At 54.3% G+C, this 24,696-nt stretch carries 25 protein-coding genes and 5 tRNA genes; 8 read left to right on the top strand and 22 right to left on the bottom strand.

Features of this window, described 5'->3' with window-relative positions; translation table 11 throughout:
- Positions 1-225 precede the first annotated feature (225 nt).
- Positions 226-1,875: a 2-isopropylmalate synthase gene (leuA, locus tag L2097_RS21900; protein WP_047369142.1), complete on the top strand. Its 1,650-nt coding sequence runs from the start codon at positions 226-228 to the stop codon at positions 1,873-1,875.
- Between the two features lie 2 nt (positions 1,876-1,877).
- On the opposite strand, the gene L2097_RS21905 is transcribed toward leuA, so the two are convergent.
- The 20 genes from L2097_RS21905 to mltB form a co-directional block, all read right to left on the bottom strand.
- The gene (locus tag L2097_RS21905; RefSeq protein ID WP_229222101.1) at positions 1,878-2,651 is read right to left on the bottom strand and encodes an AraC family transcriptional regulator; all 774 of its coding nucleotides are present in this window, start codon (positions 2,649-2,651) and stop codon (positions 1,878-1,880) included.
- Between the two features lie 52 nt (positions 2,652-2,703).
- Positions 2,704-3,219 carry an S-ribosylhomocysteine lyase gene (gene luxS / locus L2097_RS21910; RefSeq protein WP_039077615.1) on the bottom strand — a complete coding sequence of 172 codons (516 nt, stop codon included), beginning with the start codon at positions 3,217-3,219 and terminating at the stop codon, positions 2,704-2,706.
- A gap of 152 nt (positions 3,220-3,371) precedes the next feature.
- Entirely contained in the window at positions 3,372-4,916 is a 1,545-nt protein-coding gene (gene gshA / locus L2097_RS21915; protein ID WP_085006823.1) for a glutamate--cysteine ligase, read from the bottom strand.
- An 80-nt stretch (positions 4,917-4,996) separates the two neighbouring features.
- A complete protein-coding gene (locus L2097_RS21920; protein WP_085006824.1) occupies positions 4,997-5,425 on the bottom strand; it encodes a YqaA family protein in 429 nt (142 codons plus the stop codon).
- The gene (gene yqaB / locus L2097_RS21925) at positions 5,422-5,988 is read right to left on the bottom strand and encodes a fructose-1-phosphate/6-phosphogluconate phosphatase (protein WP_250353664.1); all 567 of its coding nucleotides are present in this window, start codon (positions 5,986-5,988) and stop codon (positions 5,422-5,424) included. The genes L2097_RS21920 and yqaB overlap by 4 nt, the downstream gene beginning before the upstream one ends.
- Positions 5,989-6,104: 116 nt before the next feature.
- A complete protein-coding gene (locus L2097_RS21930) occupies positions 6,105-6,419 on the bottom strand; it encodes a BON domain-containing protein (protein WP_047369138.1) in 315 nt (104 codons plus the stop codon).
- Positions 6,420-6,688: 269 nt separating this feature from the next.
- Positions 6,689-6,765 (bottom strand) — tRNA-Arg (locus L2097_RS21935).
- A 185-nt stretch (positions 6,766-6,950) separates the two neighbouring features.
- Positions 6,951-7,027: transfer RNA gene (locus tag L2097_RS21940), tRNA-Arg, on the bottom strand.
- 185 nt (positions 7,028-7,212) lie between these two features.
- A tRNA-Arg gene (locus L2097_RS21945) sits at positions 7,213-7,289 on the bottom strand.
- A 63-nt stretch (positions 7,290-7,352) separates the two neighbouring features.
- Positions 7,353-7,429, bottom strand: a tRNA-Arg gene (locus L2097_RS21950).
- 3 nt (positions 7,430-7,432) lie between these two features.
- Positions 7,433-7,525, bottom strand: a tRNA-Ser gene (locus L2097_RS21955).
- A 322-nt stretch (positions 7,526-7,847) separates the two neighbouring features.
- A complete protein-coding gene (gene csrA, locus L2097_RS21960) occupies positions 7,848-8,033 on the bottom strand; it encodes a carbon storage regulator CsrA (RefSeq protein WP_000906486.1) in 186 nt (61 codons plus the stop codon).
- Positions 8,034-8,276: 243 nt separating this feature from the next.
- The gene (alaS, locus tag L2097_RS21965; RefSeq protein ID WP_250353665.1) at positions 8,277-10,904 is read right to left on the bottom strand and encodes an alanine--tRNA ligase; all 2,628 of its coding nucleotides are present in this window, start codon (positions 10,902-10,904) and stop codon (positions 8,277-8,279) included.
- Positions 10,905-11,033: 129 nt separating this feature from the next.
- The gene (gene recX / locus L2097_RS21970; protein WP_142516098.1) at positions 11,034-11,534 is read right to left on the bottom strand and encodes a recombination regulator RecX; all 501 of its coding nucleotides are present in this window, start codon (positions 11,532-11,534) and stop codon (positions 11,034-11,036) included.
- 69 nt (positions 11,535-11,603) lie between these two features.
- Complete coding sequence (gene recA / locus L2097_RS21975) at positions 11,604-12,668, bottom strand: recombinase RecA (RefSeq protein ID WP_039077622.1); 1,065 nt, start codon at positions 12,666-12,668, stop codon at positions 11,604-11,606.
- Positions 12,669-12,757: 89 nt separating this feature from the next.
- Positions 12,758-13,255, bottom strand: coding sequence for a nicotinamide-nucleotide amidase (gene pncC / locus L2097_RS21980; RefSeq protein ID WP_250353666.1), 498 nt, complete (start codon positions 13,253-13,255; stop codon positions 12,758-12,760).
- 124 nt (positions 13,256-13,379) lie between these two features.
- Entirely contained in the window at positions 13,380-14,258 is an 879-nt protein-coding gene (locus L2097_RS21985) for a metal ABC transporter substrate-binding protein (RefSeq protein WP_250353667.1), read from the bottom strand.
- Positions 14,258-15,121: a metal ABC transporter permease gene (locus L2097_RS21990; RefSeq protein WP_229222105.1), complete on the bottom strand. Its 864-nt coding sequence runs from the start codon at positions 15,119-15,121 to the stop codon at positions 14,258-14,260. Before L2097_RS21990 ends, L2097_RS21985 begins: the two co-directional genes overlap by 1 nt.
- Positions 15,118-15,795: a metal ABC transporter ATP-binding protein gene (locus L2097_RS21995; RefSeq protein WP_085007589.1), complete on the bottom strand. Its 678-nt coding sequence runs from the start codon at positions 15,793-15,795 to the stop codon at positions 15,118-15,120. Before L2097_RS21995 ends, L2097_RS21990 begins: the two co-directional genes overlap by 4 nt.
- Before the next feature lie 227 nt (positions 15,796-16,022).
- A complete protein-coding gene (gene mltB / locus L2097_RS22000) occupies positions 16,023-17,120 on the bottom strand; it encodes a lytic murein transglycosylase B (protein WP_047369131.1) in 1,098 nt (365 codons plus the stop codon).
- Between the two features lie 268 nt (positions 17,121-17,388).
- Between mltB and srlA the strand changes: the two genes are divergently transcribed.
- From srlA to srlD, 4 genes are read left to right on the top strand one after another with little or no spacing between them, the layout of a single operon-like run.
- Positions 17,389-17,952 (top strand): PTS glucitol/sorbitol transporter subunit IIC, encoded by a 564-nt coding sequence (srlA, locus tag L2097_RS22005; RefSeq protein WP_047369130.1) that lies wholly within the window; start codon positions 17,389-17,391, stop codon positions 17,950-17,952.
- Entirely contained in the window at positions 17,949-18,920 is a 972-nt protein-coding gene (gene srlE / locus L2097_RS22010; RefSeq protein WP_085007590.1) for a PTS glucitol/sorbitol transporter subunit IIB, read from the top strand. The genes srlA and srlE overlap by 4 nt, the downstream gene beginning before the upstream one ends.
- A gap of 10 nt (positions 18,921-18,930) precedes the next feature.
- Positions 18,931-19,293: a PTS glucitol/sorbitol transporter subunit IIA gene (gene srlB, locus L2097_RS22015; protein WP_047369128.1), complete on the top strand. Its 363-nt coding sequence runs from the start codon at positions 18,931-18,933 to the stop codon at positions 19,291-19,293.
- A gap of 17 nt (positions 19,294-19,310) precedes the next feature.
- Positions 19,311-20,090 (top strand): sorbitol-6-phosphate dehydrogenase, encoded by a 780-nt coding sequence (srlD, locus tag L2097_RS22020; RefSeq protein ID WP_047369127.1) that lies wholly within the window; start codon positions 19,311-19,313, stop codon positions 20,088-20,090.
- A gap of 265 nt (positions 20,091-20,355) precedes the next feature.
- On the opposite strand, the gene L2097_RS22025 is transcribed toward srlD, so the two are convergent.
- Positions 20,356-20,694 carry a hypothetical protein gene (locus tag L2097_RS22025; RefSeq protein ID WP_250353668.1) on the bottom strand — a complete coding sequence of 113 codons (339 nt, stop codon included), beginning with the start codon at positions 20,692-20,694 and terminating at the stop codon, positions 20,356-20,358.
- 170 nt (positions 20,695-20,864) lie between these two features.
- On the opposite strand from L2097_RS22025, the gene gutM reads away from it, so the two are divergent.
- The 3 genes from gutM (at position 20,865) to gutQ (ending at position 23,020) form a co-directional block, all read left to right on the top strand.
- Positions 20,865-21,224 (top strand): transcriptional regulator GutM, encoded by a 360-nt coding sequence (gene gutM, locus L2097_RS22030; RefSeq protein WP_047369126.1) that lies wholly within the window; start codon positions 20,865-20,867, stop codon positions 21,222-21,224.
- Positions 21,225-21,291: 67 nt separating this feature from the next.
- On the top strand, positions 21,292-22,065 hold the full coding sequence (gene srlR / locus L2097_RS22035; protein WP_047369125.1) for a glucitol operon DNA-binding transcriptional repressor SrlR: 774 nt from the start codon (positions 21,292-21,294) through the stop codon (positions 22,063-22,065).
- Entirely contained in the window at positions 22,058-23,020 is a 963-nt protein-coding gene (gene gutQ / locus L2097_RS22040; RefSeq protein WP_047369124.1) for an arabinose-5-phosphate isomerase GutQ, read from the top strand. The genes srlR and gutQ overlap by 8 nt, the downstream gene beginning before the upstream one ends.
- Here the strand turns inward: gutQ and norR are convergent.
- Positions 23,017-24,534, bottom strand: coding sequence for a nitric oxide reductase transcriptional regulator NorR (norR, locus tag L2097_RS22045; protein ID WP_250353701.1), 1,518 nt, complete (start codon positions 24,532-24,534; stop codon positions 23,017-23,019). The two genes, gutQ and norR, sit on opposite strands and share 4 nt — an antisense overlap.
- Positions 24,535-24,696 lie beyond the last annotated feature (162 nt).

A 24,696-nucleotide genomic window follows, 5' to 3' on the forward strand; every position in this document is an offset into this window, starting at 1 on the left:
TTCAAAAAAGAAATTTAAAACAGGATGACATTTATTATCAAAATAAAGCAATCACAGAATATAATTAATGCATATTGTAATAAACAAAATATGCGTACAGGTTCCAGCATGTTTACATCGGGCATCGTAGCAACGGTGTCCCTTTCTCACTAGTTTCTGTCCGCGGCGCTAAAGCATTACTTCCTTTCTGCCACCAGGATAATGCACAGACACAAGGAGAAGACCATGCTCAAAAACCCGGCAGAAAAATACCGCCCTTATACACCGATTTCCTTACCCGACCGTCACTGGCCTGAAAAGCAGCAGACCCGGGCGCCACGCTGGCTGTCTACAGATCTGCGCGATGGCAACCAGGCGTTAGCAGAACCGATGGACAGTGAACGTAAGTTGCAGTTCTGGGAATTGCTCCTCGCCTGCGGTTTCAAAGAGATCGAAGTGGCATTTCCATCTGCATCGCAAACCGACTTCAACTTTGTACGTCAGTTGATTGAAGAAAACCGTATTCCGCAGGATGTGACTATTCAGGTATTGACCCAGGCGCGCGAGGATCTGATTCACCGTACCTTCGCATCGCTGCTGGGGGCACGCAGCGCCACCGTTCACCTCTACAATGCAACGGCACCGCTTTTTCGCAAACTGGTGTTTGGCATGGAAAAGGCAGACGTGATCGCTCTTGCCGTACGTTCTACGCGGCTCATTCGCCAGCTCTGTGAACAGCACCCACAAACCCGGTGGCAGTACGAATATTCCCCGGAAACCTTCTGTTTTACCGAGCCGGAATTCGCGCTGGAAATCTGTGAAGCCGTGGCCGATGTATGGGAGCCCTGCGCCGAACGCCCCATGATCATTAATCTGCCCGCGACGGTGGAGGTGAACACACCGAACGTTTACGCCGATCAGATTGAATATTTCTGCCGCCACTTTACCCGTCGTAAAGCGGTGAGCATCAGCGTCCATCCTCACAACGATCGCGGCACTGGCGTGGCAAGTGCCGAGCTGGCCCTGCTGGCGGGAGCCGATCGCGTTGAAGGTTGTCTTTTTGGCAATGGCGAACGTACCGGCAACGTTTGTCTGGTCACGCTGGCGATGAACCTTTATAGCCAGGGTATCTCACCGCAACTCGATTTCAGCAATATGCAGTACGTGGTCGAAACCGTAGAAAATTGTAATCAATTGCCTGTTCACCCTCGTCACCCGTGGGCCGGACGCCTGGCCTATACCGCTTTTTCCGGATCGCATCAGGATGCGATTAAAAAAGGCTTCGATGCCCGCAAGGCTGACGAGCGCTGGGAGATGCCTTATCTGCCCGTCGATCCGCAGGACATTGGTTGTACCTACGAAGCAGTAATCCGCGTAAACAGCCAGTCCGGTAAGAGTGGCAGCGCGTGGCTGATAGAGCAAAATCATGGACTGAAATTGCCCCGCGCGTTACAGCAGGATTTTAGCCAGCATGTACAGCGTGAAACAGACAGTCACGGCAAAGAGATGACGCAAAATGCGCTCTGGCAGCTCTTTCGTCAGCGCTACGGTCTGGTTGCGCAGCCTGCGCTGGCCCTGGTGGATTACAAAAGCGAAAGCCGCCAGGATGGTCAGTTACATTTGCAGGCCACATTGCTGCAAGAAGGAACCCAGCGGAAAATCGAAGCGCTGGGAAATGGCTTATTGTCTGCGGCAGCCGGTGCCTTAAGCCACCTGCTTAAAAAGCCTTTCAGCATTAAGGATTATCACGAGCATACGCTCGGAGAACGTAGCGACAGCCGTTCTGTGGCCTACATTCACTGCCTGTATCCGGACGGCAGCGGAAGCTGGGGGGTCGGTATCGATAATGACGTGGCGAGGGCATCTTTACAGGCGTTGCTGAACGCGCTGAGCTAACACTACTCGTTTTCCTGAGCGCGGAAATAATCGCTGGGTGATATCCCCATCACCCGGCGAAACATCGCCGTAAATGCGCTGTGGCTGCCGTATCCCAGATCCAGCGCGACACGTAGCACCGAGTGACCTTGCGCCAGCCTGACCAGCGCTTCCATCAGCTTTGCCCGCCGAACCCACTCGCCATAGGTTAACGCCGTTTGCCGTTGAAAATGACGGTTGAGGGTCTTTTCACTCATGCTCATCAAAGCCGCCGCCTGCGCGCTGCTCCAGGGCTCGGCTATCGACTCGCGAATATGCCGACACAAATTTTTCAGCCCCTCGCTCTCCGGTTCCGGCAAGAAAAAAGGCAACACACGCATGCCGCGGATCTCATCCAGTATCAGTTCATAAACATGCTCATCGCGACTGGCAGGCGCATATTTTTCGGCAAGGGAAAACGAGGCAACAATCAATTCACGCAGCAACGGTGTGATTTGCACAATCTGGCAGGAGGCGGGTAAATCCGCGCGGGCAAGCGGGTCAATAAACAGCGTTCGTGCAGCAACTTTGCCCGTAATGCGAATCGCATGTTGGGTACCGGCAGGTAACCAGACGCCGCGCCCTGGCGGGACGACCCAGCAACCTGATGCTGTGTCCACCCGGACGACGCCACTTAAGATATGCAGCAATTGCGCGCAATCATGCTGATGCCACGGCTCACTTTCTCCGTGTTCATAATCATGCGCAAAGGGGACCAGAGGACGATGGGCAAAAGAGAAGGTTAAGGTAGTCGACATCTCTTAACCTCCTTTGCCCATCCCTCTCCCTGAGGGAGAGGGCGCATACGCACTAGATGTGCAATTCCTGCAGTTTCTCTTTCGGCAACGCCAGCTCTTCGTTGCTGTTAACACGCACGTCTTTTTCGAGAATATGGCGCGCGATGTCCTGCGCTTCGCTCAGCGAGTGCATCTGATAGGTACCGCACTGATAGACGTTAAGTTCCGGAATCTGGTTCTGGTTCTGAACTTTCAGAACGTCTGCCATTGCCGCTTTCCAGGCATCGGCCACTCGTTGCTCGTCAGGCGTACCGATCAGGCTCATATAAAAGCCAGTACGGCAACCCATCGGGGAGATGTCGATAATCTCCACACCATTCCCATTGAGATGATCACGCATGAAACCCGCGAACAGGTGTTCCAGCGTATGGATGCCTTTTTCCGGCATGACTTCTTTGTTAGGCACGCAGAAACGCAGGTCGAAAACGGTAATGGCGTCGCCATGAGGAGTGTTCATGCTCTTTGCAACACGGACCGCAGGCGCTTCCATACGGGTATGATCGACAGTGAAGCTATCCAACAATGGCATTTAGTCACCTCCGCAGTGATTTTTTTAAAAATAAAATGAACTCTTCATTTAGATGCGAGTCTGAGTATATGAAAGACGCGCATTTGTTATCATCATCCCTGTTTTCAGAGATGAATATTTCGGCCACAGTAATGTGGCCTTTTTCTTTTCTGTCAGGCGTGTCTTGCGACAAGCGCCTCGAATGTTTCCGTATCCGACGCCTCAACCTCTTTCTGGCGTGCCCAGGAAACATCGCACTCTTTTCTGAAATCCTCTTCGCGCAAAATTTCCAGCGGTTCTTCGCGCAACATCGAACGATACTCTTCTGAGAGCGCTTTGCCCGTACCGCCAATGCCTTTATCAAGCATAGAACGCAAAATTCGCGCTGAGAATGTCAGTTCCGGGTTATCAAAACAAGCCAGCAGCTCATCGCAAACCTGTTCATATCCGTTGCCGCCGTACAGCCCATCAAGTGTCTGCGCGACACGTTTAAGGTCACGGAACAGATCTTTGCCGACCTGCGGCAGCGGGAACTGTGCTGCTTCGCAGCCCATTCCCAGCGTCAGGCCCGGTTTACGACCTTCCAGAATGACACGATTCCAGTTTTTACGCGTACAGAGCAGCTCATCGCTGCTCATTTCCGGCGCGTCCGCCAGTACACACCAGACCATAAACAGATCGAGGAAACGAACCTGCTGCTCATCCACGCCAATCGGGGTGAACGGGTTGATGTCCAGCGAACGCACTTCAATATATTCAATTCCGCCGCGCAACAGCGCATCTGACGGCGATTCACCGCTACGCGTTACGCGTTTCGGGCGTATCGGGGCATAAAGTTCGTTTTCAATCTGCAGAATATTGGTATTGATCTGCAGATACTTACCGTCTTTTTTCAGGCCAATCTTCGCGTATTCCTCAGATGGCGTTTTAATCGCGCGTTTCAGGGCCACGACGTAATCAGACAGATTGTTAAAGGTGATGCCCAGGTTGCTTTGCGATTTGTTGGTATAGCCCAGATCACTCAAACGCAGCGAAGTGGCATACGGCAGATAATACATGCCGCCAGGCGTCTTCTCGAAAGGCAGCGTCGACGGTTTACCCTGGAGAAAAGAGGGGCAAATCGCCGGGGACGCGCCAAACAGGTAAGGAATGACCCAACCAAAGCGGTAATAGTTACGAATCAGACGGAAATAACCGTCTGAAACGGATTCTTTGTCGGTTTCCCCGCATTTGGCTTCCCAGAAAGCCATCGGCAGAGAAAAGTTGTAATGCACGCCTGAAATGGTCTGCATCAATGCGCCGTAACGGTTTTTCAACCCTTCGCGGTAGAGCGTTTTCAGGCGGCCAATGTTCGACGAGCCGTACTGCGCCAGTTCGATTTCCTGACCGTTTTCGATATAGCACGGCATGCTCAGCGGCCACATGCGCTCGTCACCAATTTCACGCGCAGTAAAACGGTGGATATCACGCATGATGGTCAGCATATGCTGAATATCACCGTCTACCGGAGTGATAAACTCCAGCAACGCTTCGGCAAAATCTGTCGTAATCCATTTATGGGTCAACGCGGAACCAAGGGCGTGCGGATGACCGGTGGTTGCCAGCGTGCCATCAGCATTGACGCGCAACGTTTCGCGCTCAAGACCACGTTGAATGCCCTTAAGAGCCTGAGGATTTTTTTCCAGCCAGGACAATGCCTGTGATACGTCCGGGATCAAATTGACCTCCCGCCTGTAAAATTCATTTTATTAAGCATAATTGTAATGGTTGACGATTAAAGGTCACTCACTCAGTCCAATTAGTGCCACCACGTCATACCCTGAAGCGTTACGATGGCCAGGAGCACATAGCGTATCGCCTTCCCAAGGCACAAAAAAAATACCACTGGCCCCCAGGAGATGCGCATCCATCCCGCCAGCAGGCACAGCAAATCGCCGATTACAGGCATCCAGCTTAATAACAGTGTGGCTGCGCCATAGCGTCTTAGCCAACCTGTTGCTTTTTCCTGCCAGCGCGATTTTTCACGCAATGGAAAGAAACGCCCAAGAATAACGTTAGTCAGCCCTCCAAGGCTATTACCCATTGTTGCTATTAACACGAGTAGCCACGGCTGACTAAGGCCTGACAGCAGCATAGCAACCAGCACCACCTCAGAGTTGCCTGGAAGCAAGGTAGCGCTAAGAAAACTGCTGGCAAACAATGAAACAAGAGAAAGCGTTTCACTCACAACAGGCGCACATCCACGGCATCCATCCCGGCGGAACGTGCTGCCTGCAGGCCAAAATCCGCATCCTCAAAAACCACGCATTTTTGCGGCGCGACACCCATTTTTTCCGCACAAAGCAAAAAGGTATCAGGCGCAGGTTTATGATTTTTTACATGATCGGCAGCGACCACAGCAGCGAAATAGTGACGCAAACCAAGATGAGATAACAGTGCTTCGGCGATTGCGCTTTCGCTCCCCGTCCCGACCGATAACGGACGGCGACCATACCACGCTTTGACAACATCAATCAGCGGTAGCGGACGGACGGTATCCAGCAGCATCGCTTTCACCGCTTCTGTTTTTTCACGTGCAAGCGCATAGGGGTCCAGGTCGGCCTGATTCAGCTCAATCACCGACTGGGCGATACGCCAGGTAGGAGAACCGTTCAGCGCGATCATCGCCTGTATATCGTAGCGCAGACCATAATGCTCCAGCACGTCATGCCAGGCTTTACGGTGAGTCGGTTCGGTATCCAGGATGGTGCCATCCATATCGAAAATCAGACCATCGTAACGTTCGTACATCGTGTTCTCATAAAGCGGATAACAAAACGTTACTTTATCGTAAACAAAGATTTTTGTCGCTGTCAGACGCAGAGACAACAAAGACGCCCTGTGGCGCCTTTGTGTTTTGCGAAGGATTATTTGATCCTCAAATCATTTTCAACCACGCGCACTCCAGGAACCCGGCGAGCGACCTCCACGGCGCGCTTCGCGCTTTCAGCAGATGAGACAAAACCACTCAATTGCACACGCCCTTTAAAGGTTTCAACGCTGATTTCCGATGATTTAATGTTTTTATCATTGAATAGCGCGGTTTTGACTTTGGTCGTCACAACGGTGTCGTCTATATAGCCGCCAGTGCTTTCCTTTTTAGATGAGCCCGCACAACCGCTCAGGGTCAGTGCGACAAGTAACATTGCGCAAAACGCAGAAATAGCGTTGAACCCTTTCATGATTTCTCTCCTTGCCTTTGCCTTACTCAATTCACATCGTGATAAGTAGATAAATTATAGAGGAAAGAACAGACTGCCAATAAAAATCCATTACGGAAGGAAAAGGGATCTGCAGAGAAATGGGGATACGAAAAATAAGGAGACAATGAAGAGAGTGCTGTTCTGGAGAAGATAGCGCATCCGGGAGGATGACTCACTTTGCTCGCCCTGGTGCTGGCGATTATTTCGCAGACCATGAAACAACAAGGCTGATGTTATTTTGGAGAAGATGGTGCATCCGGGAGGATTCGAACCTCCGACCGCTCGGTTCGTAGCCGAGTACTCTATCCAGCTGAGCTACGGATGCATTGGGATTTACTGCTAATTCAATGCCGCTTAACAGGCCGCAACACTGATAAAGAGGGTGCATCCATGAGGATGACTCACTTCGTTCGCCCTGCGGGCCGTTGCTGACGCAACGTTATCTTCCCTAGTGCTGGCGATTATCTCGCAGACCGTGAAACAACGATGCTGATGTTATTTCGGAGAAGATGGTGCATCCAGGAGGATTCGAACCTCCGACCGCTCGGTTCGTAGCCGAGTACTCTATCCAGCTGAGCTATGGATGCATTGAGATTTACTGCTAATTCGGTGCTGCTTAACAGGCCGCAACACTGATTAAGATTGTGCATCCAGGAGGATGACTCACTTCGTTCGCCCTGCGGGCCGTTGCTGACGCAACGTTATCTTCCCTGGTACTGGCGATTAACTCGCAGACCATGAAACAACAATACTGATGTTATTCCTGAGAAGATGGTGCATCCAGGAGGATTCGAACCTCCGACCGCTCGGTTCGTAGCCGAGTACTCTATCCAGCTGAGCTATGGATGCATCAGAATTTACTGCTTTACTACCGATTCAATGTTGCTCAACGCGCCGCAACACTGAGAAAGATGGTGCATCCAGGAGGATTCGAACCTCCGACCGCTCGGTTCGTAGCCGAGTACTCTATCCAGCTGAGCTATGGATGCAAATGGCGGTGAGGCGGGGATTCGAACCCCGGATGCAGCTTTTGACCGCATACTCCCTTAGCAGGGGAGCGCCTTCAGCCTCTCGGCCACCTCACCACACGCCTCTTACGAGTGCTTCGAAGAACTTGTTTCTGCTCATCGTCGCTGCGTGGCGCACATATTACTTTCTGAGACTTATAAGTCAAACAATTTTTCCAGCCCCTGAATCGTTTGCACACTTCGCAGACAATTAGCCGGATAAAAACGCAAAAAGGATGTTTTATCAGCAGAAATTAGATGTTATGCACCTGATGTCAGCGGAGACAAAAACCTGAGAAAGAGGAGCGACAAGAGAGGGAATGAAATAAAAAGGTAACGCGAACAGGAGAGAATCGGGGAGAGATGTTGCGTCTCGCCGGGGAGGCGAGACGCGGTAATATCAATAACTGGACTGCTGTGATTTTTCAGCCTGGATACGCTGGTAGATTTCTTCACGATGAACAGATACTTCTTTAGGAGCGTTAACGCCAATACGTACCTGGTTACCTTTAACCCCTAAAACAGTCACAGTGACCTCATCCCCAATCATGAGGGTCTCACCAACTCGACGAGTCAGAATCAGCATTCTTTGCTCCTTGAAAGATTAAAAGAGTCGGGTCTCTCTGTATCCCGGCATTCTCCATCATATAACGCCAAAAAGTAAGCGATGACAAACACGTAAAGTGTAAGCAGTCACGGCATCACATTCTGTTAGACGTAAGTTTAGCCGATATACACAACTTCAACCTGACTTTATCGTTTTCAATAGCGTAGTGGCAAGAACGCCATGGCGACAAGGCCATGGCGACTGCTATTCGCTTTGTAATTTTTACAGTTTCGCGCCTACCCAGCCTTTTACGCTGGACATTGCTGCAGGAAGCGCTGCCACGTCCGTGCCGCCAGCTTGCGCCATATCCGGACGCCCGCCGCCTTTACCGCCCACTTGCTGGGCAACCATTCCAACCAGTTCCCCTGCTTTGACGCGATCAGTCACATCCTTAGACACACCCGCAATCAGAGAAACCTTACCTTCTGCCACTGTGGCCAGAACGATTACGGCAGAACCTAATTGGTTCTTGAGATCGTCGACCATGGTACGCAGCATCTTCGGTTCAACACCCTCCAGCACGCTGACAAGGAGTTTAACGCCGTTGATATCCTCAGCCTTCCCGATCAAGCTTGCGCTTTCCTGAGCAGCCTGTTGTTCTTTAAGCTGTTGTATCTCTTTTTCGAGCTGACGGGTACGCTCCAGCGCGGAACGCACTTTGTCACCGAGATTGGCGCTATCGCCTTTCAACAACTGTGCAATATCATGCAACTGGTCGCTTTGCGCATGCAATGCCGCAATTGCGCCTTCGCCGGTCACGGCTTCAATACGACGGACGCCCGCGGCAGTGCCTGACTCAGACACAATACGGAACAAGCCGATATCGCCCGTACGTGACGCGTGAGTGCCACCACACAGTTCAGTGGAGAAATCACCCATGCGCAGAACACGCACGCGGTCATCATATTTCTCACCAAACAGCGCCATTGCGCCAGATGCTTTTGCCGCGTCAATATCCATGATGTTGGTTTCGACAGGCAGGTTACGACGAATTTGCGCGTTCACCAGATCTTCTACCGCACGGATTTCAGACGGCTTCATCGCTTCAAAATGTGAGAAGTCGAAACGCAGCGCCTTATCGTTAACCAGTGAGCCTTTCTGCGCTACATGCGTACCCAACACTTCGCGCAACGCGGCATGCATCAGATGCGTTGCAGAGTGGTTCAGACGAATACGCAAACGACGCGCCTCATCCACCTCAGCTTTAACGCCGTCGCCCACTTTCAGCGAACCTGCGGTAACGCGACCCAGATGACCAATGGCCTGGCCATATTTCTGCGTGTCGTTGACGGCGAAGGTAAAGCCATTGCCTTTCAGTTCGCCTTTGTCACCCACCTGACCACCGGATTCGGCATAGAATGGGGTCTGATCCAGAATCACGACGGCTTCCTGGCCGGCATTAACCGCATCAACGGCTTTACCATCAACAAACAGCGCGGTCACTTTACCGGTCAGTTCCAGATGGTCATAGCCTTTAAATTCTGAGCTGCCGTCGACGCGGATCATCGCATTATAGTCAGCGCCAAAACCGCTGGATTCACGCGCACGACGACGCTGTTCTTCCATTGCGGCTTCAAAGCCTTTTTCGTCAACTTTCAGATTACGCTCGCGGCATACGTCGGCCGTCAGATCCACCGGGAAACCATAGGTATCGTACAGGCGGAAAGCGGTTTCGCCGTCCAGCGTGTCGCCTTTGAGTTTCGCCAGTTCTTCGTCCAGCAGCGCCAGACCACGCTCCAGCGTACGGGCAAACTGTTCTTCTTCGGTTTTCAGAACTTGCTCAACCTGCGTTTGCTGGCGTTTCAGTTCTTCACCAGCAGATCCCATTACGTCGAGCAGCGGACCAACCAGTTTGTAGAAGAACGTATCCTTCGCGCCCAGCATGTTGCCGTGACGGATTGCACGACGAATGATACGACGTAGCACATAGCCACGGTTTTCATTCGAGGGGATTACGCCATCAGCAATCAGGAAGGCACAGGAACGAATATGATCCGCGATCACACGCAGGGATTTGTTACTCAAATCGGTTGCGCCGGTCACCTCAGCTACCGCTTTGATAAGTTTGCTGAACAGATCGATTTCGTAGTTGGAATTCACATGTTGCAGCACAGCGGTGATACGTTCGAGACCCATGCCCGTATCAACGGACGGTTTCGGCAGTGGCTCCATGGTACCGTCAGCCTGACGGTTGAACTGCATAAAGACGATGTTCCAGATCTCAATGTAACGGTCACCGTCTTCTTCCGGGCTTCCCGGAGGGCCACCCCAGATGTGGTCGCCGTGGTCGTAGAAAATCTCGGTGCAAGGGCCGCATGGACCGGTATCGCCCATCTGCCAGAAGTTATCGGAAGCATAAGGCGCGCCTTTGTTGTCTCCGATACGGATAATACGCTCGCGCGGAATTCCGACTTCTTTTTCCCAGATTTCGTAGGCTTCGTCGTCGGTCTCGTATACCGTCACCCACAGACGTTCTTTCGGCAGTTTGAACCAGTTATCACCGGTCAACAGCTCCCATGCGTACTGGATAGCATCGTGTTTGAAGTAGTCGCCGAAGCTGAAGTTGCCCAGCATTTCGAAGAAGGTATGGTGACGCGCGGTGTAACCGACGTTTTCCAGGTCGTTGTGTTTACCACCCGCACGCACGCAGCGCTGTGCGGTCGTTGCACGGGAATAATTACGCTTGTCGAGCCCAAGGAAGACATCCTTGAACTGGTTCATCCCGGCGTTAGTAAACAGCAGAGTCGGGTCGTTATTCGGCACAAGGGAGCTGCTCGCAACTACCTGATGGCCCTTGCTATGGAAAAAATCGAGAAACGCCTGACGGATCTCAGCGGTGCTCTTGCTCATAATTATCCTGAAATCAAGCTAACGAAATGTCGTAACGGATTACTGCCCTTTGACAGACAGCAACCCGCTACTGGAAAAAGTGGGAATAAGATAAGTTTTCTTTACTGCGAAGTAAAATCCCGTATGCGGTCAACCGGCAAAATTTCGCCAGATTTCCTGAATATCTTCCAGTAAATAACCGCGATAGAGTAAAAAGCGTTGCACTTTTACTTTTTCCGCAAAGGCCACGGGTAGCGGCTCGCCGAATTTACGCTGCGCCTGTTCCCGGGCAAGTTCGCACCAGTCGATATCGCATTCTCGCATCGCGCTTTCGCTGACATCCCGCGTCAGCCCTTTCTGGCCCATCTCCTGGCGGATACGTGCAGGGCCATAGCCTTTGCGACTGCGGCTGGCAATGAACTGACGGGCAAATCGCGCATCGTCGAGGTAGTTATTTTCCATGCACCAGGCAATAACTTTGTCGACATCTTCCGGCGTGGCGTCCGTTTTTTCCAGACCATTTTTGCCCATTACAGGGGCAGTAAGTTTTCTGCGAAGTTCCTGTTCCGCATGATCACGCATAGCCAAAATGCGTAAGGCACGGTCAAGCAAGCGGGCACTGGCAGAGCGTCGGGGCGTGTTGTCAGACATGGTTAAATCCTGGCAGACTCTGAAAAACAAAAGGGCTGCATCCGCAGCCCTTGATTGTCATTCAGATTATCAGAAATCTTCGTTGGTTTCTTCGACACCTTCACCGCTGTCGTCCACCGAGAAATCGGCACCGGAAGAAGGATTGCTGAGCAGGATTTCACGCACTTTCTTCTCGATTTCTTTCGCCGTTGCCGGGTTTTCTTTCAGCCAGTTTGTCGCATTCGCTTTACCCTGACCGATTTTCTCGCCGTTGTAGCTGTACCAGGCGCCCGCCTTTTCAATCAGCTTCTCTTTCACGCCCAGGTCAACCAGCTCGCCGTAGAAGTTGATACCTTCGCCGTAGAGGATCTGGAACTCAGCCTGTTTGAACGGTGCAGCGATTTTGTTTTTCACCACTTTCACACGGGTTTCGCTACCCACCACGTTGTCGCCCTCTTTCACCGCGCCAACGCGACGAATGTCCAGACGAACAGAAGCGTAGAATTTCAGCGCGTTACCACCAGTGGTGGTTTCCGGGTTACCGAACATCACACCAATTTTCATACGGATCTGGTTGATAAAGATCAGCAGCGTGTTGGACTGTTTAAGGTTACCCGCCAGTTTACGCATCGCCTGGCTCATCATACGTGCCGCGAGGCCCATGTGAGAGTCGCCGATTTCACCTTCGATTTCTGCTTTCGGTGTCAGCGCCGCAACGGAGTCGACAACGATAACGTCAACGGCACCAGAGCGGGCCAGCGCATCACAGATTTCCAGCGCCTGCTCACCGGTATCCGGCTGAGAACACAGCAGGTTATCGATATCAACACCCAGCTTGCGTGCATATACAGGGTCCAGCGCATGTTCGGCATCGATAAACGCACAGGTTTTGCCTTCACGCTGCGCTGCGGCGATAACCTGCAGGGTCAGCGTCGTTTTACCGGAGGATTCTGGCCCATAAATTTCAACAATACGGCCCATTGGCAGACCGCCCGCACCCAGTGCGATATCCAGCGAAAGTGAACCGGTGGAGATCGTTTCGACATCCATAGAACGGTCTTCACCCAGACGCATGATGGAGCCTTTACCGAATTGCTTTTCGATCTGACCCAGTGCTGCCGCAAGCGCCTTTTGTTTGTTTTCGTCGATAGCCATTATTACTCCTGTCATGCAAGGTGAAGCGACTATGCTCCGCCGTGAATTTCTGTTCTGTTGTCGCAATTATACTGTATAGTCATACAGTATCAAGTATTTTGTAGAAAATGTTGCCACAGTGTTTGCAACGCATACACTGTCGCCTGACGACGCACCGCTTCGCGGTCGCCATCGAAGCGCTCGCGACGGGTAATCCCCTGCCCGCTTACGCTGGCAAAACCAAACCACACGGTGCCGACAGGCTTGCTGTCGCTGCCCCCGTCAGGCCCGGCAATGCCGCTTATAGAAATGGCGAAATCCGCCCGTGCAGCTTTTAGCGCGCCAATTGCCATCTCCACCACTACAGGTTCACTCACTGCACCCTGTGCTGCGAGCGTTTCTGCCTTAACGCCAATCATCTGCGACTTGGCCTCATTACTGTAGGTGACAAAGCCACGCTCAAACCAGGCGGAACTCCCGGCGATATCGGTAATGGCTTTTGCCACCCAACCGCCCGTACAGGACTCCGCCGTGGTGACGGTTGCGCCGCGTGCCTTGAGCGCCAGCCCCACACGCTCACTCAGTTCCCTTAATTCGCTGTCAGTCATAGTGACCCCTGTCGTGCAAAAACCGTGGCGGAAAAGATACCACTTTCAGGATAAAGGTGGGGATGCGGTGACGAATTTACGAGGAGGCTTCAGAAAAAAGCCAGCTTACGCTGGCTTAGCGCGGTTATTTCATGCTGTTGGCGATAGTTTCAACGTTATGGCGAAACGCTTTGACGTAGGAGTCCGCCACGCCGCCTTTTTTGCTCAGAGCCTCAGGATAGAGTTCCCCGCCAGGCTGTGCACCGGTCGCGCTGGCAATCTGTTTGACCAGGCGCGGATCAAGCTGGTTTTCCATAAACCAGGTATGTACGCCGTCGGCTTTGATCTGCTTAATCAACTCAGCCACCTGCTGCGCACTGGCTTCACTTTCCGAAGAGATACCCTGCGGCGCCAGGAAGGTCACGCCGTATGCGCGGCCAAAGTAACCAAAGGCGTCATGGCTGGTCAGCACTTTGCGTTTCTCTTGCGGTACCGCGTCAAACTGGGTTTTCGCCCAGCTATCCATCTGCTGTATCTGGTCAATATAACGCTGTCCGGTGGCTTTCAGCGCCGCTTCATCCTGCGGGTCGGCTTTGACATAGGCCGCCAGGATATTTTTCGCATAGCGCGCGCCGTTGGCCGCACTGTTCCAGGCATGCGGGTCGGTCACGGTTTTGCCCTCTTCTTCGAGCGTGTGCGTTGAAACGCCCTCAGAAGCGACAACGACCACGCCTTTGAAACCTGACGCTTTGACCAGTCGATCCAGCCAACCTTCCAGCCCCAGACCATTGACCACCACCACATCGGCCTTATTGAGCAGCGCGCTGTCTTTGGCGCTCGGCTCGAAGGTATGCGGGTCGCCATCCGGCCCGACCAGCGTGGTGACTTTCACGTGCTCGCCCCCTGTTTTGGCGGCGATATCCCCCAGTACCGAGAAACTGGCGACCACGTTCAATGTTTTCGCCATTACATTTTGCGTCATCAGCCCAAGCGCTAATGCCAGAACCACACCTGCCTTTTTCATTATGTCTCCTTGCCTGGTTTTTGTGCGCGTAACGTGCTGCGCACGCCGAATAAGATGGAAAAAATAAAAACGACGCTCGCGGTCAGGACGATAGACGGCCCTGCCGGCAACCCTGCCATCCACGAAAGACTCAGTCCAAACCATGCGCACAGCGCACCGCTAACGCCTGCAAATAACAGCAGGCCAGGTAATGTCCTCGCCCAGCAGCGTGCCGCTACCGCCGGTAAAATCATCACCCCCACCGCCATTAATGTGCCCAGCACCTGAAACCCGGCGACGAGGTTTAGCACCAGTAATGCCAAAAACAGGCTGTGGAACAGGGCGGGAAGCCGCGGTGCGTTTATCTGCAAAAAACGGCTGTCGAAGGCCTCGCTCACCAGCCCGCGATAAAACAGCGCCAGACAGAGCAGCGTCAGGCTGGCGACGCCCGCGACAAACAGCGCCGCGTCCCGATCGACCGCCAGCACCGAGCCAAACAGTAAATGCAGCAGATCAACGCTTGAGCCGCGCAGCGACACCAGCGTCACGCCCAGCGCTAATGAGGCGAGATACAAACCGGCAAAGCTGGCATCTTCTTTCAATGGCGTACGTCGGCTGATAATCCCGGCCACCAGCGCCACGATAATCCCGGCGAAAAAACCGCCCAGACTCATGGCCAGTAATGACATGCCGTTGAGGAGATAACCTGCCGCCACGCCGGGTAATATTGCGTGTGAGAGCGCATCACCCATCAGGCTCATTCGCCGCAGTTGCAGAAATACGCCAAGCGCCGTGGTGCTGACGGATAACGCCAGGCACACCACCAGCGCGCGACGCATAAAACCAAACTCAATAAACGGCTGGAAAAAGAGATGCCATATCATGCCAGGCACGCTCCGTTGTTCTGCATTGAGGTCAATGCGGTTGCTCCCCAATGGGCGCTTTCCGTGTCCAGGCGTAGCGTCTGGGGGAAGTAGCGTTTGACGCGTTCGCTGTCGTGCAACACGGCGAGAATGGTTTGCCCCTGCTGATGCATATCGACAATCTGCTCCATAAGCACCTGGCTTGTGGCCTCATCAATGCCGGTAAAGGGTTCATCGAGCATGACAAGCGGCGCCTGCTGCAGCCACATGCGGGCAAAGAGCATGCGCTGAAACTGGCCGCCGGAGAGCGCTTCAACGGTGGTTTTGGCCATATTCAACATCCCGACTCGCTCCAGCGCTTCGCAGACATGTGCTCTTGCCTGGCGATTGAGACCACGAAACAGCGAGATACGCGGCCAGGCCCCCATGCTCACCACATCCTGAACCGTAATCGGGAAATGCGGGTCCAGCGTCTGCCGCTGTGCCAGCCAGCCGATCACCGGGCGCGAAGGAGACCAGCGCAGCGTGCCGCTGACCGGCAGCAGTATGCCTGCCAGCGTTTTGAGTAACGTCGATTTACCGCAGCCATTGGCGCCGACAATCGCGGTCATGCTTCCGGCTTCAATCACGCCACACAAGGAGGGGGTAATGGCCTGCGAGCCGTAGCCCGCCACCAGATGATCAAGCGTAATCATGCCAGTGCCACCGACCATGCGGTTAGCAACCAAAGCGCAACCAACAGCGCCGTAGCCAGTCCAAGCCGCACCACGCTGGCGCAGGCGAAAAGGGTTAAATCCATCATTACTGAACCTTTAATATGTTATAACATAACAATAATCAGAAGCAGCAATGAAGTAAACGGGAATTTAAGGGGGGAGTGCGTCGAAATGTTTCTGCCCCTCCCACAGGAAGGGGCGGACAATTAGCGAACGCGCGCCAGCGCAACCGCCTGACCAAGCTGCCAGACCGCCATCGCGTAGTGCGTGCTGCTGTTGTAACGGGTGATGGTGTAGAAGTTGGGTAAGCCGTACCAGTACTCATAACTGGTGCCAACATCCAGACGCAACAGGCTGGCCTGTTGATGGTTCCCCAACGGTTGTTGCGGTGTTAAGCCCGCTGACGCCAGTTGCGCCACGCTGTAGTTGGTTTTAAAGCCATTCGCCAGTCCCGGCGCCTGGCCATTCGCTGGCACCGCCACCAGATCGCCTTTCACCCAGCCATGTTCTTTGAAGTAGTTTGCCACGCTGCCGATGGCATCGACCGGGTCCCACAGATTGATATGCCCGTCGCCATTAAAATCAACGGCATACTGTTTGTAAGACGACGGCATAAACTGGCCGTAGCCCATCGCACCGGCGAAAGAACCTTTCAAATCGAGCGGATCATCACTTTCATCTCGCGCCATCAGCAGGAACGTTTCCAGTTCGCTGGAGAAATACGCGGCGCGGCGTGGATAGTCGAAGGAGAGCGTCGCCAGCGCATCAAGGATACGCGTTTTGCCCATCACGCGGCCCCATCGGGTTTCGACGCCGATAATGCCTACGATAATTTCCGGCGGTACACCGTACACCATCCATGCGCGATTCAGCGCGTCTTCATATTGGTTCCAGAACGCCACGCCGTTTTGCACGTTATCCGGGGTGATGAACTGGCTGCGATAACGCAGCCATGCGCCATTCGGTCCAACCGGTGCCGGGCCGGTTGGCGCCTGCCTGTCCATCAGGCGCAGCACGTAATCGAGTCGCTTCGCCTGAGAGAGAATTTCGTGTAACTGCTGACGATCAAAGCCGTGCTTGCTCACCATCTCATTGATGAACTGCTCCGCCGCCGGGTTATTGGCGAAGTCACCGCCCATCGCCATCACATTGTGTTGCGGTTTGAGCAGGAAACCGCCAGAGGGTTCTGCGGGCTGACCGGTTATCACACCGTCGGTGGATGCTGCGGTTTGATGAGGTTTGCTGCTGCAGGCGGCAAGTAAAACGAGCGCAGGGAGGAGCGCTGCGTAACGACGCTTAAACATGGGACATCCATTTAACGATTCATTCAACCAGGAGGAATTATGGTAAAGCATGCGGGCTTCCACAAGGAAGCGGCTTCCATGTTTCTTCTCTCTCCTCTTATCTGAAATGCCGCGTTTTTCTTCACCTCTCATCTTTTACCTGCCAAAAACTTTCACAATGATCATTTTATCTTTCATATTGAGATCTAAATAACACTTTTTAACCTTTCATAGTGATTATTATAAGTCTCAGTTTTGCAACAACGAGAAAACCCTACAGGAGAGAACAATGATCGAAACCATTACTCATGGTGCCGAATGGTTCATCGGGCTGTTTCAGAAAGGCGGGGTTGTGTTTACCGGAATGGTGACCGGTATTCTGCCGCTGCTGATAAGTCTGCTGGTTATCATGAACGCACTGATCAATTTCATTGGTCAGCATCGTATTGAACGGTTGGCGCAGCGCTGCGCCGGCAACCCGGTAACCCGTTATCTGTTGCTACCGTGCGTGGGCACATTTGTTTTCTGTAACCCCATGACCCTGAGTCTTGGGCGTTTTATGCCGGAACGTTACAAACCCAGTTATTACGCGGCCGCGTCTTACAGTTGCCACTCAATGAATGGCCTCTTCCCCCACATTAACCCCGGCGAGTTGTTCGTCTATTTAGGCATTGCCAATGGCCTGACCACCCTCGGCCTGCCGCTGGGGCCGCTTGCCGTCAGTTACCTGCTGGTAGGCCTGGTCACCAACTTCTTCCGTGGCTGGATTACCGATCTGACGACCGCGATTTTCGAGAAAAAAATGGGCATTGAGCTTGAACAGAAAGTACAACTGGCAGGAGCGACATCATGAGCCGCATTGTGATTGAAAAAGGGACCGGTGGCTGGGGTGGCCCACTGGCACTCGATCCCTCCATGAACAAAAAAATAGTCTACATCACGGCTGGGACGCGTCCGGCGATCGTCGACAAACTGGCACAAATGACCGGCTGGGAAGCGGTTGACGGCTTTAAAGAAGGGGAACCTGCCGAAGCAGAAATCGGCGTGGCCGTCATCGACTGCGGCGGTACATTACGCTGCGGCATTTACCCGAAACGGCGTATTCCCACCATCAATATCCATGCCACCGGCAAGTCCGGACCGCTGGCGCAGTACATCCTGGAAGATATCTATGTCTCTGGCGTAAGAGAAGAAAATATCTACTGGCAGGACGGCGAACTCACCGGGAAACCGGCGCAACGCGAAACAAGCGCCCGCCATTACGACAGTAGCAAAAAAATCACCGAACAGAGCGATGGCCTGCTGGCCAAAGTCGGCATGGGCATGGGCTCTGCCGTCGCCGTACTCTTCCAGGCCGGACGCGACACCATCGATACGGTGCTGAAAACCATCCTGCCGTTCATGGCGTTCGTCTCGGCGCTTATCGGGATCATTATGGCGTCCGGTTTGGGGGACTGGATAGCCCACGGCCTGGCACCCCTTGCCAGCCATCCGCTAGGGCTGGTGACGCTGGCGCTGATTTGTTCTTTCCCTCTGCTGTCGCCGTTCCTCGGCCCAGGGGCCGTCATTGCCCAGGTGATCGGCGTATTGATTGGCGTGCAAATTGGCCAGGGGAATATCCCGCCACACCTTGCCCTGCCAGCCCTGTTCGCCATTAACGCCCAGGCGGCATGTGATTTTATCCCCGTTGGGCTGTCACTGGCAGAAGCACGCCAGGACACCGTGCGCGTCGGTGTGCCGTCCGTACTGGTTAGCCGCTTTTTGACCGGTGCGCCAACGGTGCTCATCGCCTGGTTTGTCTCAGGCTTTATTTATCAATAAGAGGTTGCTTATGAGTGTCATTTACCAAACCACGATTACGCAGATTGGCGAGTGCGCGCGCGATGCGCTTAGCGACCGCATGTTGATTACCTTCCGGGAAGGCGCACCCGCCGATGTGGCTGAGTTTTGCTTTATCCACTGTCATGGCGACTTTTGCGGACAGCTTAAGCCTGGCGCCCGCTTCGAACTGGGCGATAAGCAGTATCCGGTCACCGCCGTCGGTGAGGTGGCGGAGCTGAATCTGCGTGAGCTTGGCCATATTACCCTGCGCTTCGATGGACAGACGCAGGCCGAATACCCCGGCACGGTGCACGTCGCAGGTGACGTGCCGGAGAGCATTAATCCTGGTTGCACACTGAAATTTGTCGCTTAAGTCGTAAGGAGAAAAGTATGAAACAGGTTGCCGTTGTCATTGGCGGGGGGCAAACGCTCGGGGCGTTCCTCAGCCGTGGGCTGGCCGCAGAGGGTTATCGCGTGGCGGTAGTGGATATTCAAAGTGATAAGGCCGCTACCGTGGCACAAGAGATTAACGCCGAGTTCGGCGAAGGCGCGGCCTACGGTTTTGGCGCTGATGCCACCAGCGAGCAGAGCGTACTGGCGCTCGCCCGCGGCGTGGATGAGATCTTTGGCCGCACGGATTTACTGGTTTATAGCGCGGGCATTGCCAAAGCGGCGTTTATCAGCGATGTGCAGCTCGGGGATTTTGACCGCTCATTGCAGGTTAATCTGGTGGGATATTTTCTCTGCGCCCGCGAATTCTCACGCCTGATGATCCGCGACGGCATTAAGGGACGCATTATTCAGATCAACTCGAAGTCCGGTAAGGTGGGCAGCAAGCACAACTCCGGCTACAGCGCGGCAAAATTTGGCGGCGTGGGCCTGACACAGTCGCTGGCGTTGGATCTCGCGGAATACGGGATTACCGTTCACTCGTTGATGCTGGGTAACCTGTTGAAATCACCGATGTTCCAGTCCCTGATTCCGCAATATGCCAGCAAACTGGGGATTGCCGCCGAGAAAGTTGAGCAGCATTACATCGATAAGGTCCCGCTAAAACGCGGTTGCGATTATCAGGATGTGCTGGATGTGCTGCTGTTTTACGCAAGCGCAAGAGCCTCTTACTGTACCGGGCAGTCGATCAATATTACCGGCGGGCAGGTGATGTTCTGACAGAAGGATCCCCGGTGGCGCTGCGCTTACCGGGGCTACCAGATCGTAGCTCTGACAAGGCGTTTACGCCGCCATCCAGGAGATTCCCCGGCGGCGCTGCGCTTACCGGGGCTACCAGATCGTAGCCCGGACAAAGCGTTTACGCCGCAATCCGGGAGATCCCCCGGTGGCGCTGCGCTTACCGGGGCTACCAGATCGTAGCCCGGACAAGGCGCTTACGCCGCCATCCGGGAGATTCCCGGCGGCGCTGCGCTTACCGGGGCTATCAGATCGTAGCCCGGACAAGGCGTTTACGCCGCCATCCGGGAGATTCCCCGGTGGCGCTGCGCTTACCGGGGCTACCAGATCGTAGCCCGGACAAGGCGTTTACGCCGCCATCCGGGAGATTCCCGGCGGCGCTGCGCTTACCGGGGCTACCAGATCGCAGCTCTGACAAGGCGTTTACGCCGCCATCCGGGAGATCCCCGGTGGCGCTGCGCTTACCGGGGCTACCAGATCGTAGCCCGGACAAGGCGTTTACGCCGCCATCCGGGAGATTCCCCGGCGGCGCTGCGCTTACCGGGGCTACCAGATCGTAGCCCGGACAAGGCGCTTGCGCCGCCATCCGGGAGATTCCCCGGCGGCGCTGCGCTTACCGGGGTAACCAGATCGTAGCCCGGACAAGGCGCTTGCGCCGCCATCCGAGAGATTCCCCGGCGGCGCTGCGCTTACCGGGGTAACCAGATCGTAGCCCGGACAAGGCGCTTGCGCCGCCATCCGGGAAAAGGAGAAATAATGGTTTCTGCACTGATTACTGTTGCTGTCATCGCCTGGCTCAGCCAACTGGCGCTGGGCGGCTGGCAGATCCGCCAGTTTAACCGCGCATTTGATCTCCTCTGCCAGCAAGGACGCGTTGGTGTCGGGCGCTCCGGCGGCCGTTTCAAACCACGCGTTGTCCTTGCGGTTGCCTTCGATAAACAGGACCGCGTCGTCGATACCCTGCTGATGCGCGGACTCACTGTTTTCGCCAGGCCCGCGAAAATCGATACCTTAATCGGCCTCAAACGGGAGGAATTAGAGCCTGATGTGATCTTTCCCCATGATCCAGGCTGTCAGAATGCTCTATTATTAGCGCTTAAATTGAAACATGGATAATTTCGTTGTGAACGCAATGAGCTTGCGAAATTATCATTTTGCAACTTAACGCAGGATAAAAGCGCCCATGAAACCACGTCAGCGGCAGGCAGCCATTCTTGAGCATCTGCAAAAGCAGGGAAAATGTTCTGTTGAAGAGCTGTCAGCACACTTCGACACCACGGGCACCACCATACGGAAAGATTTAGTGGTGCTGGAACACTCCGGCGCGGTCATCCGCACCTATGGCGGCGTCGTGCTCAATAAAGACGAAGCCGACCCACCGATCGACCATAAAACCCTCATCAACACCCTGCAAAAAGGGCTGATTGCCGAAACCGCCGTGGGCTTTATTCAGGATGGCGATTCCATCATTCTCGACGCGGGCAGCACCGTGCTGCAGATGGTCCCTTTATTGAGCCATTTCAATAACATCACCGTAATGACCAATAGCCTGCATATCGTCAATGCGCTTTCGGAACTCGATAATGAGCAAACCATCCTGATGCCGGGGGGAACCTTTCGTAAAAAATCCGCCTCTTTCCATGGGCAACTGGCGGAAAATGCCTTCGAACATTTCAGCTTCGACAAACTCTTTATGGGTACTGATGGCATCGATTTGAATGCGGGGGTCACCACTTTTAATGAAGTTTTTACCGTCAGTAAAGCCATGTGCAACGCGGCGCGGGAAGTGATCCTGATGGCGGATTCGTCCAAGTTTGGCCGCAAAAGCCCAAACATTGTATGCAGCCTGGAAAGTGTCGATAAATTAATCACCGATGCCGGGATCCCGGCTGATTTTCGTGCCGCACTGGAAGAGAAAGGGATAGAAGTGATCGTAGCCGGAGAAAAACATGAGTGAGCTTTTACTGAATACCGCGCGTCAGACGCTACTGCTGGAGCTGCAGGAAGCAAGCCGCCTGCCGGAGCGCCTGGGCGAGGCGTTTTTACGCGCCGCGAATGCCATTATTCATTGCCGGGGCAAAGTGATTGTCTCGGGTATTGGCAAGTCCGGCCATATTGGCAAAAAGATTGCCGCCACCCTCGCCAGCACCGGCACGCCTGCCTTTTTTGTCCATGCGGCAGAAGCCCTGCACGGCGATTTAGGGATGATCGAAAGCCGTGATGTGTTGCTCTTTATCTCCTATTCCGGCTCGGCCAAAGAGCTGGATCTGATCCTGCCGCAGTTACAGGAACGCTCAGTGACCGTGCTGGCAATGACCGGTAAATCCCTGTCGCCGCTGGCGCTGGCGGCGGACGCGGTGCTGGATATTTCCGTTGAACGCGAAGCCTGTCCAATGTTACTGGCACCCACCTCCAGCACCGTCAATACGCTGATGCTCGGTGACGCGCTGGCGATGGCCGTGATGCAGGCGCGTGGGTTTAACGAGGAAGATTTTGCCCGCTCGCATCCGGCAGGGGCGCTCGGCGCACGCCTGCTGAATAAAGTGCATCATCTGATGCGTAAAGAAGATATCCCCCATGTGCGCATAGACGCCACGGTGATGGACGCGATGCTGGAACTTAGCCATACGGGGATGGGGATGGTGGCCGTCTGCGATGATGCACAGGAGATTCTGGGCATTTTCTCCGACGGCGACCTGCGACGCTGGCTGGTTGCCGGCGGTGCGCTGGATGCGAACATCAGTGAAGCGATGACGAAAGGCGGCATCACCCTTAATGCCGACAGCCGCGCTATCGATGCCAAAGAGTTGCTGATGAAACGCAAGATCTCCGCTGCCCCGGTAGTGGATGACAGCGGCAAGCTGGTGGGCGCGATTAACCTGCAGGCCTTCTATCAGGCCGGAATTATTTAATCCTTCAGTCCCAGACGTTTCGCCAGCCGATGCAGGTTGGCGACGTCCATCTCCAGCATCCGCGCGCTGGCGGCCCAGTTATGCTGGCTTTGTTCCAGCGCCTGACGAATGGCGGTACGCTGAAAATTATCGGTCGCTTCCCGCAAATTTTGTCTCTCCACGGAGAATGCCTGGCGGGTCACCATACTCTGTTCCGCCTCATCGTTCAGCGCAAAATGGCGCGTTTCCAGTACGATGTCATCCCCGCTTCGCGTACCGCGCGCCAGCACAATCGCACGGTGGATAGCATGTTCCAGCTCCCGCACATTTCCAGGCCAACGGTAGGCCAGCAGATGCGCCCGCGCGCCGGGGCTGAGCACCACACGCTCCAGGCCAAGGCGCAGACGGCACTGCTCGCAGAAATACCCTGCCAGTAGCACCACATCCTCACCGCGTTCACGCAGCGGCGGAACAACCAGCGGAAACACGCTCAGGCGGTGAAACAGATCGGCGCGAAAACGCCCGGCCAGCACCTCTTCACGCAGATCACGGTTGGTGGCGGCCAGTACGCGTACGTCCACCCGCAGGCTGCGATCGTCCCCGACACGCTGAATATCGCCGTATTGCAGCACCCGCAGTAGCTTTGCCTGCAGCGCCAGCGACAGCTCGCCGATCTCATCCAGAAACAACGTGCCGTTATCGGCCATTTCAAATTTACCGCTACGGTTGCTGATGGCCCCGGTAAACGCCCCTTTGACATGGCCAAACAGCTCGCTTTCCGCCACGCTTTCCGGCAGCGCGGCACAATTAAGATAGACCAGCGCGTCTGTCGCACGGGGCGAGTTTTCATGGATGGCTTTTGCTACCAACTCTTTGCCAGTGCCGGTCTCGCCGCTTATCAGCACGTTCAAATCGGAACCGGCGACAATCTCTATCTCTTTTTTAAGCTGCGCCATGCCCTGTGAAAGACCGATCATTTCGGTGTGCGCGACCTGTTCAAAGATGGTCGGCAGGCCGGGCGCCATATTCTGGCTTTCGAGTTTTTCAATGAGCAGCGCATTGTTGAGCGCCCCTGCCGCCAGCGCCGCAATCAGACGCAGTTCTTCATCGCTAAAGCTATCGAACTGATCCGGCGCCATGCCATCAAGGGTGAGCGCGCCAATCAGGCTCTGTCCGGCAAACAGGGGCAGCCCCACACAGGCGTGCACTTTCAGGCTCTCCTGGCCGGGGATCAGCCCGTCATACGGGTCCGGCAACGTGCTGTCTGCCGGGAAACGCACCACATCCCCGGCACGGGCAATCGCCTCCAGCCGCGGGTGCCCTTCCAGCGTAAAGCGCCGTCCCAGCACATCCTGCGCAAGGCCATCAATTGCCAGCGGGATAAATTGTCGCACGTCATAGCGCAGCAGTGCCGAAGCGTCACATTCCAGCACCTGGCGCAGCGTGGTAATCAGACGCTGAAAACGGTCGGCATGGCCAATGCCGCTCTGTAATTCAATGGCGATACCCGCCAGCACATTTACCGAAAAACTCATCATCGCCTCGCAGTCATTTTGACAATGCAGGTTGTCATAATGACAGTCTTTTTCATAGTCATTTCGACTACCCATCAGGGGTTAAATAAAAATAAATACATACAAATCAATTAAATAAAAATTGGCACGCATCTTGAAATAGCTATCACATCTTTTTAATAC

Source organism: Citrobacter sp. MNAZ 1397 (genome assembly GCF_023613995.1).
GTDB lineage: Bacteria > Pseudomonadota > Gammaproteobacteria > Enterobacterales > Enterobacteriaceae > Phytobacter > Phytobacter ursingii.

What these genes read in the sequence shown, in the direction of transcription:
- leuA (WP_047369142.1), top strand. Translation starts at nt 226, where the DNA reads ATGCTCAAAAACCCGGCAGAAAAATACCGCCCTTATACACCGATTTCC.
- L2097_RS21905 (WP_229222101.1), bottom strand. Translation starts at nt 2,651, where the DNA reads ATGTCGACTACCTTAACCTTCTCTTTTGCCCATCGTCCTCTGGTCCCC.
- luxS (WP_039077615.1), bottom strand. Translation starts at nt 3,219, where the DNA reads ATGCCATTGTTGGATAGCTTCACTGTCGATCATACCCGTATGGAAGCG.
- yqaB (WP_250353664.1), bottom strand. Translation starts at nt 5,988, where the DNA reads ATGTACGAACGTTACGATGGTCTGATTTTCGATATGGATGGCACCATC.
- L2097_RS21930 (WP_047369138.1), bottom strand. Translation starts at nt 6,419, where the DNA reads ATGAAAGGGTTCAACGCTATTTCTGCGTTTTGCGCAATGTTACTTGTC.
- csrA (WP_000906486.1), bottom strand. Translation starts at nt 8,033, where the DNA reads ATGCTGATTCTGACTCGTCGAGTTGGTGAGACCCTCATGATTGGGGAT.
- alaS (WP_250353665.1), bottom strand. Translation starts at nt 10,904, where the DNA reads ATGAGCAAGAGCACCGCTGAGATCCGTCAGGCGTTTCTCGATTTTTTC.
- recX (WP_142516098.1), bottom strand. Translation starts at nt 11,534, where the DNA reads ATGTCTGACAACACGCCCCGACGCTCTGCCAGTGCCCGCTTGCTTGAC.
- recA (WP_039077622.1), bottom strand. Translation starts at nt 12,668, where the DNA reads ATGGCTATCGACGAAAACAAACAAAAGGCGCTTGCGGCAGCACTGGGT.
- pncC (WP_250353666.1), bottom strand. Translation starts at nt 13,255, where the DNA reads ATGACTGACAGCGAATTAAGGGAACTGAGTGAGCGTGTGGGGCTGGCG.
- L2097_RS21985 (WP_250353667.1), bottom strand. Translation starts at nt 14,258, where the DNA reads ATGAAAAAGGCAGGTGTGGTTCTGGCATTAGCGCTTGGGCTGATGACG.
- L2097_RS21990 (WP_229222105.1), bottom strand. Translation starts at nt 15,121, where the DNA reads ATGATATGGCATCTCTTTTTCCAGCCGTTTATTGAGTTTGGTTTTATG.
- L2097_RS21995 (WP_085007589.1), bottom strand. Translation starts at nt 15,795, where the DNA reads ATGATTACGCTTGATCATCTGGTGGCGGGCTACGGCTCGCAGGCCATT.
- mltB (WP_047369131.1), bottom strand. Translation starts at nt 17,120, where the DNA reads ATGTTTAAGCGTCGTTACGCAGCGCTCCTCCCTGCGCTCGTTTTACTT.
- srlA (WP_047369130.1), top strand. Translation starts at nt 17,389, where the DNA reads ATGATCGAAACCATTACTCATGGTGCCGAATGGTTCATCGGGCTGTTT.
- srlE (WP_085007590.1), top strand. Translation starts at nt 17,949, where the DNA reads ATGAGCCGCATTGTGATTGAAAAAGGGACCGGTGGCTGGGGTGGCCCA.
- srlB (WP_047369128.1), top strand. Translation starts at nt 18,931, where the DNA reads ATGAGTGTCATTTACCAAACCACGATTACGCAGATTGGCGAGTGCGCG.
- srlD (WP_047369127.1), top strand. Translation starts at nt 19,311, where the DNA reads ATGAAACAGGTTGCCGTTGTCATTGGCGGGGGGCAAACGCTCGGGGCG.
- L2097_RS22025 (WP_250353668.1), bottom strand. Translation starts at nt 20,694, where the DNA reads ATGGCGGCGCAAGCGCCTTGTCCGGGCTACGATCTGGTAGCCCCGGTA.
- gutM (WP_047369126.1), top strand. Translation starts at nt 20,865, where the DNA reads ATGGTTTCTGCACTGATTACTGTTGCTGTCATCGCCTGGCTCAGCCAA.
- srlR (WP_047369125.1), top strand. Translation starts at nt 21,292, where the DNA reads ATGAAACCACGTCAGCGGCAGGCAGCCATTCTTGAGCATCTGCAAAAG.
- gutQ (WP_047369124.1), top strand. Translation starts at nt 22,058, where the DNA reads ATGAGTGAGCTTTTACTGAATACCGCGCGTCAGACGCTACTGCTGGAG.
- norR (WP_250353701.1), bottom strand. Translation starts at nt 24,534, where the DNA reads ATGAGTTTTTCGGTAAATGTGCTGGCGGGTATCGCCATTGAATTACAG.